Annotated in this window: 8 protein-coding genes; 4 read left to right on the plus strand and 4 right to left on the minus strand. The window is 51.8% G+C overall.

All coding sequences use genetic code 11. From position 1 onward, the window contains the following. Nucleotides 1–195: 195 nt before the first annotated feature. The gene (fsr, locus tag FEM44_RS16940) at nucleotides 196–1,416 is read right to left on the minus strand and encodes a fosmidomycin MFS transporter (RefSeq protein ID WP_130223189.1); all 1,221 of its coding nucleotides are present in this window, start codon (nucleotides 1,414–1,416) and stop codon (nucleotides 196–198) included. 217 nt (nucleotides 1,417–1,633) lie between these two features. Here fsr and ushA point away from each other — a divergent pair, with 217 nt between their 5' ends. Next, a complete protein-coding gene (gene ushA / locus FEM44_RS16945) occupies nucleotides 1,634–3,286 on the plus strand; it encodes a bifunctional UDP-sugar hydrolase/5'-nucleotidase (protein WP_135523131.1) in 1,653 nt (550 codons plus the stop codon). A gap of 36 nt (nucleotides 3,287–3,322) precedes the next feature. On the opposite strand, the gene ybaK is transcribed toward ushA, so the two are convergent. The 3 genes from ybaK to copA form a co-directional block, all read right to left on the minus strand. Beyond that, nucleotides 3,323–3,802, minus strand: coding sequence for a Cys-tRNA(Pro)/Cys-tRNA(Cys) deacylase YbaK (gene ybaK, locus FEM44_RS16950; RefSeq protein WP_135523130.1), 480 nt, complete (start codon nucleotides 3,800–3,802; stop codon nucleotides 3,323–3,325). Between the two features lie 203 nt (nucleotides 3,803–4,005). Further along, a complete protein-coding gene (locus FEM44_RS16955; protein WP_135523129.1) occupies nucleotides 4,006–4,800 on the minus strand; it encodes a TraB/GumN family protein in 795 nt (264 codons plus the stop codon). A gap of 252 nt (nucleotides 4,801–5,052) precedes the next feature. Beyond that, nucleotides 5,053–7,557: a copper-exporting P-type ATPase CopA gene (gene copA, locus FEM44_RS16960; RefSeq protein ID WP_135523128.1), complete on the minus strand. Its 2,505-nt coding sequence runs from the start codon at nucleotides 7,555–7,557 to the stop codon at nucleotides 5,053–5,055. Nucleotides 7,558–7,818: 261 nt separating this feature from the next. Between copA and glsA the strand changes: the two genes are divergently transcribed. The 3 genes from glsA (at nucleotide 7,819) to FEM44_RS16975 (ending at nucleotide 11,744) form a co-directional block, all read left to right on the plus strand. Next, nucleotides 7,819–8,751 carry a glutaminase A gene (gene glsA, locus FEM44_RS16965; protein WP_135523127.1) on the plus strand — a complete coding sequence of 311 codons (933 nt, stop codon included), beginning with the start codon at nucleotides 7,819–7,821 and terminating at the stop codon, nucleotides 8,749–8,751. Nucleotides 8,752–8,753: 2 nt separating this feature from the next. Further along, nucleotides 8,754–10,046 (plus strand): APC family permease, encoded by a 1,293-nt coding sequence (locus FEM44_RS16970; protein ID WP_135523126.1) that lies wholly within the window; start codon nucleotides 8,754–8,756, stop codon nucleotides 10,044–10,046. A 342-nt stretch (nucleotides 10,047–10,388) separates the two neighbouring features. Beyond that, nucleotides 10,389–11,744 (plus strand): TolC family outer membrane protein, encoded by a 1,356-nt coding sequence (locus tag FEM44_RS16975; protein ID WP_138159102.1) that lies wholly within the window; start codon nucleotides 10,389–10,391, stop codon nucleotides 11,742–11,744. Nucleotides 11,745–11,781 lie beyond the last annotated feature (37 nt).

Below are 11,781 nucleotides of genomic sequence, written 5' to 3' on the forward strand. Positions count from 1 at the left end.
GAAAACCAAAATTACAGGTAATAGTTTATGACAATTTCATAGATGATGTTTATGAATAATTGTTGAATTTTGCAGAAAAATGGAATTAGCCGCAAAAAAGGCACGGATCGGAAAAGTGATGAGGTGTATGAAGAGGAAAGGCTTATGGTTACTGCAAAATGAAGCAGCCAAAGTTTACCTTTGGCTGCCGGGAATTCAGGATTTATGCCGATTATCAGGTAAGAATATGGTCAACATTCCAAGAAGCGGCAGGAAAGCACATATTTTATAAACTAACTCGATACTGGTATGGTCGGCGATAAGCCCCAGAACTGCGGCTCCAAGGCCACCCATGCCAAAAGCAAAACCGAAAAAGAGCCCGGAAACCATGCCGATACGCCCCGGCAACAGCTCTTGCGCATAAACCAGAATGGCAGAAAACGCCGAGGCGAGGATAAATCCAATAATCACCGTCAAAACCCCCGTCCAGTGCAGGCTTGCGTACGGTAAAATAAGCGTAAAAGGCGCAACGCCGAGGATAGAGCCCCAAATTACATATTTTCGCCCAATCTTATCGCCAACAGGCCCGCCAATCACTGTCCCCGCCGCAACGGCAAATAAGAAGGCAAACAGATGAAGCTGGGCATTCTGGATGGATAATCCGAATTTTTCCATCAGATAAAAGGTGTAATAGCTGCTGATGCTCGCCATATAGAAATATTTCGAGAAAATCAGCACTAACAGTACGCAAACAGCCAGCACGACCTTATTTCGTGGCAGCGGATTGATTATTGGCGCTTTCGGCTTGCCTTTACTCATTCGGTGCTGCGCAGAGTACCAGCGGCTGATTTGCGCTAACACCACGATTGCCAGCAGTGCCGCCAGTACAAACCATGCAACGTTGCCTTTGCCATAGGGGGCGATGAGCACCGCCGCCAGCAAAGGCCCCAACGAACTGCCAAAGTTACCGCCGACCTGAAAGATGGATTGCGCCAGACCATGACGTCCGCCAGACGCCATACGTGCCACGCGGGAAGATTCTGGATGAAAGACCGACGAACCGGTACCGACCAGCGCCGCCGCCAGCAACACCGAGCCAAAACTGCCCGCCAATGCCAGCAATACCAGGCCGCTTAAGGTAAAGCACATGCCAATTGGCAACGACCACGGCATTGGGTATTTATCTGTCCAGTAGCCGACGACCGGTTGCAGCAGCGAAGAGGCGAGCTGGAAGGTGAGGGTTATCAGCCCTATCTGCATAAACGTCAGGGAAAACTCTGACTGTAATAGCGGATAAATCGCCAGAATCAGCGATTGGATCATGTCGTTCAGCAGATGTGAGAGGCTGATAGCGCCTAAAATACCAAACGAAGTTCGGGCCTTGGTGGCCGACGCAGTCGCGCCCGCCACAGGCTGGGATTGTTCACTCATTGCCATAGGAAAGTCACTTTTTTAGAGTTGCGATGTAAAAATTTATCTTAATTGTGATTATTACCTGACTAACATACCTGCACGTGCCTTTTGAAGGAAGTCTCAATGTGGAAAACAGAATTTCCAATCTGGATGTAGATTTATCGTAACCGAACGCAGACTTGTCTATGATGTCGCGTCATACTAATTTTCAACACGTTATTATCTGGTCAGGGAGAGAAGTATGAAATTATTGCAGCGGGGTGTGGCATTAGCACTGTTAACCACATTGTCACTGGCGAGTGCAACTGCGTTGGCCTATGAGCAGGATAAAACCTATAAAATTACGGTTCTGCATACCAACGACCATCATGGTCATTTCTGGCGCAATGAATATGGTGAATACGGTCTGGCGGCACAAAAAACGCTGGTGGACGGTATTCGTAAAGAGGTCGCCGCTGAAGGCGGGAGCGTGCTGCTACTTTCTGGTGGCGACATTAATACCGGTGTGCCGGAATCCGATTTGCAGGACGCAGAGCCAGATTTTCGCGGCATGAATCTGGTGGGCTATGATGCAATGGCGATTGGCAATCATGAATTTGATAACCCGCTCACCGTATTACGCCAGCAGGAAAAATGGGCAAAGTTCCCGTTACTCTCCGCCAATATCTATCAAAAAAGTACCGGCGAGCGCCTGTTTAAACCTTGGGCGTTGTTTAAGCGTCAGGATCTGAAAATCGCGGTAATTGGCCTGACGACCGATGACACGGCGAAAATTGGTAACCCGGAATATTTCACCGACATTGAGTTTCGTAAACCTGCCGACGAAGCGAAGCTGGTGATTCAGGAACTGCAACAGACAGAAAAGCCGGACATTATTATTGCAGCCACGCATATGGGGCATTACGACAATGGTGAACACGGTTCAAATGCACCGGGCGATGTAAAGATGGCGCGCAGTCTGCCGGCCGGATCGTTGGCGATGATTGTCGGCGGTCACTCGCAAGATCCCGTTTGTATGGCTGCGGAAAATAAAAAGCAGGTAGATTACGTTCCTGGTACGCCATGCAAACCGGATCAACAAAACGGCATCTGGATTGTCCAGGCGCATGAGTGGGGCAAGTACGTGGGACGAGCCGATTTTGAGTTTCGCAACGGCGAAATGAAAATGGTCAACTACCAGCTGATTCCGGTGAACCTGAAGAAAAAAGTCACCTGGGAAGACGGGAAAAGCGAGCGTGTGCTGTACACCCCGGAAATCGCCGAGAATCAGCAAATGATCTCGCTGTTATCCCCGTTCCAGAACAAAGGCAAAGCGCAACTGGAAGTGAAAATAGGCGAAACCAATGGTCGTCTGGAAGGCGATCGTGACAAAGTGCGTTTTGTTCAGACCAATATGGGGCGGTTGATTCTGGCAGCCCAAATGGATCGTACTGGTGCCGACTTTGCGGTGATGAGCGGAGGCGGAATTCGTGATTCTATCGAGGCAGGCAATATCAGCTATAAAAACGTGCTGAAGGTGCAGCCGTTCGGTAATGTGGTGGTGTATGCCGACATGACCGGTAAAGAGGTGCTTGATTACCTCACCTCCGTCGCGCAAATGAAACCAGATTCCGGTGCCTACCCACAATTTGCCAACGTCAGCTTTGTGGCGAAAGACGGCAAACTGAGCGACCTGAAAATCAAAGGCGAACCGGTCGATCCGGCAAAAACTTACCGTATGGCGACATTAAACTTCAATGCCACCGGCGGTGATGGTTATCCGCGCCTTGATAATAAACCGGGCTATGTTAATACCGGCTTTATTGATGCCGAAGTGCTGAAAGCGTATATCCAGAAAAACTCGCCGCTGGATGTGAGTGTCTATGAACCGAAAGGTGAGGTGGGCTGGCAGTAATCTGAAAGTGCCGGATGCTCACATCCGGCACAATGCTTAATCGCGGCGAGCGATATCGGCAAATTTGGCATCGAGGATCTTCCCCAGATCGCTTGCTGCCAGTTCGATATCCAGCCCGCGTTTACCGCCGGAAACATAAATAGTGGCAAATTCTTGTGCGGGGGCGTCAATAATCGTCGGCAGACGTTTTTTCTGCCCTAATGGGCTAATTCCCCCAACCAGATATCCCGTTGAACGCTGCGCGACCATCGGATCGGCCATCTCTACTTTCTTGGCTCCCAGCGCCTTAGCCACTTTTTTGAGATCCAATTGACCTGCGACCGGCGTGACGGCCACTGCCAGATGTTTCATATCGCCGTTCACTGCGACCAGCAGCGTTTTGTACACCTGATCCGCATTCAAACCTAATTTTTTGACGACTTCATCGCCAAAATTGGTTTCAGCCGGATCGTGTTCGTAGGTATGAACCTGAAAAGAAATTTTGTTTTTTTCGAGTAATTTAACTGCCGGTGTCATCGTAATTTTCCTGCCTTAAACAAAAAAACGAAGCAAGCATACGCCTGATGGTGGTCCAAAAAAAAGTGCCATCTTGCCTAAGAGTATTGGCAGGATGGTGAGATTGAGCGACAATCGACTTACACCGTCGCTTAAAGTGACGGCATAATAATAAAAATATGAAATTCCTCTTTGACGGGCCAATAGCGATATTGGCCATTTTTTTAGCGCAACATCTGCGGCAAATTTCCTTCTCCATACAGATGTAAAGCACCGACCGCGACCACATAGCGCCCTGGCGGCATAGCATGCAGTTTATCCCGCCAGGCGAGATTTCGCTGGTGCATCAGCACATCGTACAGCGACTGACTGAACGTATTGGGCAGCGTTATTTCATTATTTTGCGGCGGCGCATTCAGCCACCAGCTCATCATTTGTTGCAGCAACCGTGCATTGGTATGCCAGTGGGTCAGCGTATCGTCCAGCAACGCCAGTCCTTTGTCGGGAAGCTGGAGCAACATGGCAATTTGCTTTTCTGCCCCTTCCAGTTCAATTACAGGTTTATGTTGTTGCTTCGCCGCCTGCAATAACTGGTAATCGATACCGTATTCTGCCCGCAGCCCCAGTTTTTGCGCCTGCGTCGCCTGAAGAACCATCGCGATTTGCCACAGCGGTTGGGTAGAAAAGAGTGAGGGAGAAATTCCCATCTCCTGGCTAATGTGCTGCAGATTTTGCAATTGCTCTTCGCTAATGCGCTCTTCCAGCGCCTCGCAGGCTGGCAAATTGGCAAAAGGTGTATCGCTGGTGGAAACATCCGCCTCGACGATCAGCGCATCGGCGTTTTTGAGCTTTTTGAGCAAACGGGTGGGCAGGGGAGCCATATCGTGACTCCCCATATGAATACTGCCAATCAGATGAAAATGGCGATTGCCGGGGAGGGTGATATCGATGGCAGGCCAGGTGTAATGATTACCGCGCAGCGCGGCCCAAAGCGTTTTTACCCGGTACAACAGATCCATACGACCTCCCTTTGTGAAATATCATGCTAGCGCGCGGGGAGGGATGGCGCAAATGGAGTTGATTGTTGCACTTGTGCACAGTGCGTCATCCGGCACCTGAACACCATTGCCTGATGCGACGCTGGCGCGTCTTATCAGGCCTACAAACCTGTGGCCGAACCGTAGGCCGGATAAGGCGTTTACGCCGCATCCGGCAGTCATGCGTCGATGCCAAATGCGCCGCCCTAAAGCAGCGCATCCGCAATGACGTACTTATTCCTTCGGTTTAAACCGCAGCAATCGGTTGGCGTTACTCACTACGGTAATCGACGAGAGCGCCATTGCTGCTCCGGCAACTACCGGGTTAAGCAGTGTTCCAGTGAACGGCCACAAAATACCGGCGGCGACCGGAATACCGATACTGTTGTAGATAAACGCGCCGAGCAGGTTCTGCTTCATGTTGCGCAGCGTTGCACGGGAAATCGCGAGCGCATCCGCAACGCCCATCAGGCTATGGCGCATCAGGGTAATCGCCGCGGTTTCAATGGCAACATCACTGCCGCTGCCCATCGCAATACCGACATCCGCCTGGGCCAGCGCTGGCGCGTCGTTAATGCCGTCGCCCACCATCGCCACCTGCCGTCCCTCACTTTGCAGACGTTTGATCGCTTCGGCTTTACCGTCCGGCAGCACCCCGGCTATCACCTCATCAATCCCGGCTTCTTTGGCGATCGCATTGGCGGTGGTTGGGTTATCCCCGGTCAACATCACCAGACGATATCCCGTTTTATGCAGACGTTGCAGCGCCGCCACGCTATCACTACGCAACGGATCGCGTACTGCCAGCAGGGCTACCGCTTTCCCGTCAACCGCCAGCAGCACAGGCGTTGCCCCTTGCGATGCCTGAGCTGAAATATCTGCTTCAATCGCTTTAGTATCGACTTGCTGGTCATTTAACAACGCCTGATTACCCAGTAATAACGCATGACCTTCTGCTTCACCGCTCACGCCCAGCCCGCGCAATGTGCGGAAACCGTTGACCTGCGGCAGCTGCATATCGCCTGCTTTATCGAGGATCGCTCGTGCCAGCGGATGGCTGGAACCTTGCTCCAGCGCCGCCGCCAGACGCAATGCCTGCGCTTCATCAACATCAGCAAATGTTTTTACCGCGACAACCTGTGGCTTCCCTTCGGTCAGCGTCCCGGTTTTATCGAACACGACGGTATCAAGCGTACTGGCGCGTTGCAGCGCGTCGGCGTCTCGCACCAGCACGCCAAATTCAGCCGCCCGCCCGACGCCGGAAATAATCGACATCGGCGTCGCCAGCCCCAGCGCACACGGACAGGCGATAATCAGCACTGTGGTGGCAATGACCAGGGTATAGACAATCTGCGGTGCCGGACCAAAGAAATACCAGATTGCCGCACTGATCAGCGCAATAACCACCACTACCGGCACAAATACGGCAGAGATTTTATCCGCCAGCTGACCGATTTCTGGCTTACTGCTCTGGGCCTGGCGCACCATACGAATAATCCGCGACAGCGTGGTATGGCTGCCAACCGCACTGGCGCGAAACAGCACGCTGCCGTCCTGAACCACTGTCCCGGCATGGACGCTATCGCCTTCGCCTTTTTGCTGCGGGATAGGTTCGCCCGTCAGCATCGCTTCATCCAGCCACGCTTCGCCCTGGGTAATCTCGCCATCTACCGGCACGCGATCGCCGGTAGTCAGGCGCAGCAACATACCTGGCTGCACTTCCGCCAGCGGCACACTCTTTTCACCTTCGTCAGTAACCAGTCGCGCCGTCGGCGGGGTTAAATCGAGTAACTTCTCCAACGCCTTAGAAGAACGCTGACGTGCGCGCGCTTCCAGCATATGGCCGAGATTGATCAGACCGATAATCATCGCGCTGGCTTCGTAATAAAGATGCCGCGCTTCCATCGGGAACCACTGCGGCCACAGGTTGACGCTCATCGAATAGAGCCACGCCACGCCCGTACCCAGCGCCACCAGCGTATCCATCGTCGCCGCACCGTTGCGCAGGCTTTTCCACGCGCTGCGGTAAAAATGCCCGCCCGCGAAGACCATCACCGCCAGGGTTATCAGGCCGATAACCAGCCACAGGCTGCGGTTGTCAGCGGTGACCATCATGTTATCGCCGATCATCCCCCAGACCATCACCGGGATACCCACCGCCAGGGCGACAATCGCCTGCCAGCGGAAGCGCTTCATTGTAGCGATGGCGGTTTCTTGCTGGCGCTCACGGCGTTTAGCGTCATCTTCAATCGCTTCCGCGCCGTAACCTGCTTTCTCCACCGCCTGCACTAAATCTTGTGGGGAGGCACTGCCCATCACCAGCGCAGTACGCTCCGCCAGGTTTACCCGTGCCTGGGTGACGCCCGGTACGCTTTGCAGCGCGTTTTGTACGCGGGTGACACAGCTGGCGCAGCTCATGCCGCTCAGCAGCAACTGCTGGCTGTCATCGTCATCGGCGGTCGCTGCCGGAAGCTCATCAGAAACCGCTGTCAGTGCTTCCGACGGGATTGATGACTCCGCCAGCGGTTTAGCCTTTGGGTGGCTTACAGATGCGTCATAACCCGCTTGTTTGATGGTTTCGATCAGCTGTTCTGCACTGGCAGTGCCGGTAACGTGTGCTTCAGTGACAGACACATCAGCCTGCTCAACGTCCGGGCGCTGTTCGAGACTTTCTTTCACGCGTTTAACGCAGTGACCGCAGGACAGGCCGTCCAGGGTCAGGTCGATAGTTTGAGACATAGTTCACTCCTTTAAGACAGTGTTGACTGACTGTGATAAAGGGTAAACCTTCCAGCAAGGGGAAGGTCAAGAAATTATTTATCAGCGAAATGAAAAGTCGGCAGAGATTAAAAAATTGGCGCAATTAGCATCAGAATTAGACATTTATCTCTTTGTTTTCCTTTATCTAAAGTACGGGTGCTAAGTTAAATCAGGATGCCTGAAAACTGGCATCGGGGTGAGGAAATACCTCCCGCATCTATAAAAAGGAGTTAACAAAAGATGTTAGATGCAAACAAATTACAACAAGCAGTGGATCAGGCGTACACCCAATTTCACTCACTTAGCGGCGGACAAAACGCCGACTACATCCCCTTTCTGGCGAATGTACCCAGCCAACTGGCGAGCGTCGCTATCGTAACCTGCGATGGCAATATCTATAGTGCCGGTGACAGTGATTACCGCTTCGCTCTGGAATCCATCTCCAAAGTCTGTACGTTAGCCCTCGCGTTAGAAGATGTCGGCCCGCAGGCAGTACAGGATAAAATTGGCGCAGATCCCACCGGACTTCCCTTTAACTCGGTCATTGCCTTAGAACTTCATGGTGGCAAACCGTTATCACCGCTGGTTAATGCGGGGGCTATCGCCGCCGTCAGTCTGATTAAAGCCGAGAATGCAGAACAACGCTGGCAGCGAATTTTACATATTCAACAACAGCTTGCAGGAGAACAAATCGCGCTCTCTGACGAAGTCAACCAGTCGGAACAAACAACCAACTTCCATAACCGCGCTATTGCCTGGCTGCTGTACTCCGCCGGATATCTCTACTGCGATGCGATGGAAGCCTGTGATGTCTACACTCGCCAATGTTCCACGCTCATCAATACCGTGGAACTGGCGACGCTTGGCGCGACGCTGGCGGCGGGCGGGGTTAATCCGCTAAGTCAAAAACGCATTCTGCAGGCCGACAACGTGCCATACATTCTGGCCGAAATGATGATGGAAGGGCTGTATGGTCGCTCCGGTGACTGGGCGTATCGCGTGGGTTTGCCAGGAAAAAGCGGCGTTGGCGGCGGCATTCTGGCGGTCGTACCTGGCGTGATGGGGATTGCCGCGTTCTCCCCGCCGCTGGATGAAGACGGTAACAGTGTTCGGGGTCAGAAAATGGTGGCATCTGTTGCTAACCAACTCGGCTATAACGTGTTTAAGGGCTGATCATGATGAACGCGGAAGGTGATAACGGTAACAAACCCCTCGGGCTATGGAATGTCGTTTCCATTGGCATCGGGGCAATGGTGGGGGCAGGGATCTTTGCCCTGCTGGGGCAGGCGGCGTTGTTAATGGAAGCCTCAACCTGGGTCGCTTTTGCCTTTGGCGGCATAGTGGCGATGTTTTCCGGTTATGCCTATGCGCGGCTTGGGGCGAGTTATCCCAGTAACGGCGGGATTATTGACTTCTTTCGCCGGGGATTAGGGAACGGCGTCTTTTCGCTGGCATTATCCTTGCTTTACCTGATGACGCTGGCGGTGAGTATTGCTATGGTTGCCCGCGCATTTGGTGCTTATGCCGTGCAGTTTCTGCATGAAGGCAGCCAGGATGAGCATCTTATTTTGCTGTACGCGCTGGCTATCATTGCGCTGATGACACTCTTCAACTCTTTAAGCAACCACGCGGTAGGCCGACTGGAAGTTATCCTCGTTGGCATCAAAATGATGATCCTGTTGTTGTTGATCATTGCGGGTGTCTGGTCGCTACAACCTGCGCACATTTCTGTCTCCGCGCCCCCCACTTCCGGCGCGTTCTTCTCCTGTATCGGGATTACCTTCCTTGCCTACGCGGGCTTTGGCATGATGGCGAACGCGGCGGATAAAGTAAAAGATCCGGCGGTCATTATGCCACGGGCGTTTCTGGTGGCGATTGGCGTGACTACGCTGCTTTACATCGCATTAGCGCTGGTACTGCTTAGCGATGTTTCGGCATTAGAGTTAGAAAAATATGCCGATACCGCGGTAGCGCAGGCCGCTTCTCCGCTGCTCGGGCATGTAGGATATGTGATTGTGGTGATCGGTGCTTTACTGGCGACGGCTTCAGCCATTAACGCTAACCTGTTCGCGGTATTTAATATTATGGACAACATGGGCAGCGAGCATGAACTGCCGAAGCTAATGAATAAATCCCTGTGGCGGCAGAGCACATGGGGCAACATCATCGTGGTGGTGTTGATCATGCTGATGACGGCGGCGTTGAATTTAGGCTCACTGGCCAGCGTCGCTAGCGCCACCTTTTTGATCTGCTATCTGGCGGTGTTTGTGGTCGCTATCCGCCTGCGTCATGATATCCACGCCTCGTTGCCAATCCTCATCGTTGGTACGCTGGTTATGTTGTTGGTGATTATCGGTTTTATTTACAGCCTGTGGTCCCTGGGCAGCAGTGCGCTGATGTGGATTATAGGCGCACTATTACTAAGCCTTATTGTTGCAATGGTAATGAAACGGAATAAAACGGTATAAACCTTCTTGTGCGCAGTGCTTTCTGCACTGCGCTTTTATTTTTTATCCTTAATTTAATCCCTTGCTTATGCTTTTAATAAATAATTCACACAAAAAAGATATATAGACGATAAAACTGTGATTTCTATCACTTCTTATCGTGGATTATTCTTAACGAGGATGATGGTAAACTAAAAGTCGTAGTGTATTCTTAATAAATAACGTATAAGCTTTTTCACTGCATTTCTTTTAATGGGGGACGTAAAAACAAAAGAGATGCACAAGTTATTACCCTTCTTAAATAAAATGATGCTGGTTATAAAGATCAGTTAAAATAATGACCTGGAAGGAAGTGACTTATCTATGGCGCGATTACAATTAAAAAACCGTAAAAATAAAGGTCTGATATTTTTAATCAGTTTTATTGTGATGGGTGGAGACGCGCTTGCTGCGCCATTACCGCAATGGGCCAATGCTCCTGCGGTTACGCCGGTTGCCAGTTTATCCTTACAGGAAAGCATATTGCGCGCCTTTGCGCGAAACCCCGACGTCACCCAACAGGCGGCGCAGATAGGTATTGGCGAAGCGCAAATCGATGAAGCCAAAAGCGCCTGGTATCCGCATGTCGGTTTAACCGGTAATGCGGGGCCTTCCAGGCAAACGGACTCCAGCGGCCGGCTTGATAATAACGTTTCTTATGGCATAACTCTGACGCAGCTGGTGTATGACTTTGGTAAAACCAGTAACGATATCAAACTGCAAACTGCCGCTCGTGACAGCTACCGCTTTAAATTGATGGCAACCCTAACCGATGTCGCAGAAAAAACAGCGACTGTTTATATGGAAGTTAGCCGCTATCAGGCTTTGTGCGACGCTGCGCAACGTAATATTCACTCGCTGGAAAACGTCTACAACATGGCCGCACTACGCGCCAACGCCGGGCTTAACTCATCATCCGATGAGTTACAGGCGCAAACGCGTATAGCGGGAATGCGCTCGACGCTGGAACAATATCAGGCGCAGATGACAAGCGCCAAAGCACAGCTGGCGGTGCTCACAGGCGTACAGCCGGAGGCGATAGCTTCGCCGCCAGCCGCATTAGCCGAACAGCCAGTGTCGCTAAAAAAAATCGACTATCAGTCCATCCCTCTGGTACTGGCTGCTGAAAACCTACGCCAGTCTGCCCAGTACGGCGTGGAAAAAACTAAATCGCAATACTGGCCTACGCTCAGTATTCAGGGCGGCAAAACTCGCTACCAGACCAGCGACCGCTCGTATTGGGATGATCAGTTACAACTGAACGTCAACGCGCCGCTGTATCAGGGCGGCGCGGTTTCAGCCCAGGTGCAACAAGCCGAAGGGCAACAAAAAATCTCTGCCTCGCAGGTTGAGCAGGCAAAACTGGACGTGCTTCAACGAGCGTCGGTGGCGTATGCCAACTGGACTGGCGCACGGGGTCGTGAAGAGGCTGGGTTAGCGCAATCTGAAAGTGCGCACAGAACGCGAGATGTCTACCAAAATGAATATAAATTGGGTAAACGCAGCCTGAATGATCTATTAACCGTCGAGCAAGATGTCTTTCAGGCGCAATCGGCTGAAATAAATGCCAATTATGATGGCTGGGTCGCCGCAGTGAATTATGCCGCTGCGGTTAATAACCTTATTCCATTAGCGGGAATTAAACAGGGCTTATACAACGACTTACCCGACTTGAAATAATCCTGCCATTATTAATATCAGGTATGCATCGTTGTTG

It is taken from the genome of Escherichia sp. E4742 (assembly GCF_005843885.1).
Classification (GTDB): Bacteria; Pseudomonadota; Gammaproteobacteria; order Enterobacterales; family Enterobacteriaceae; genus Escherichia.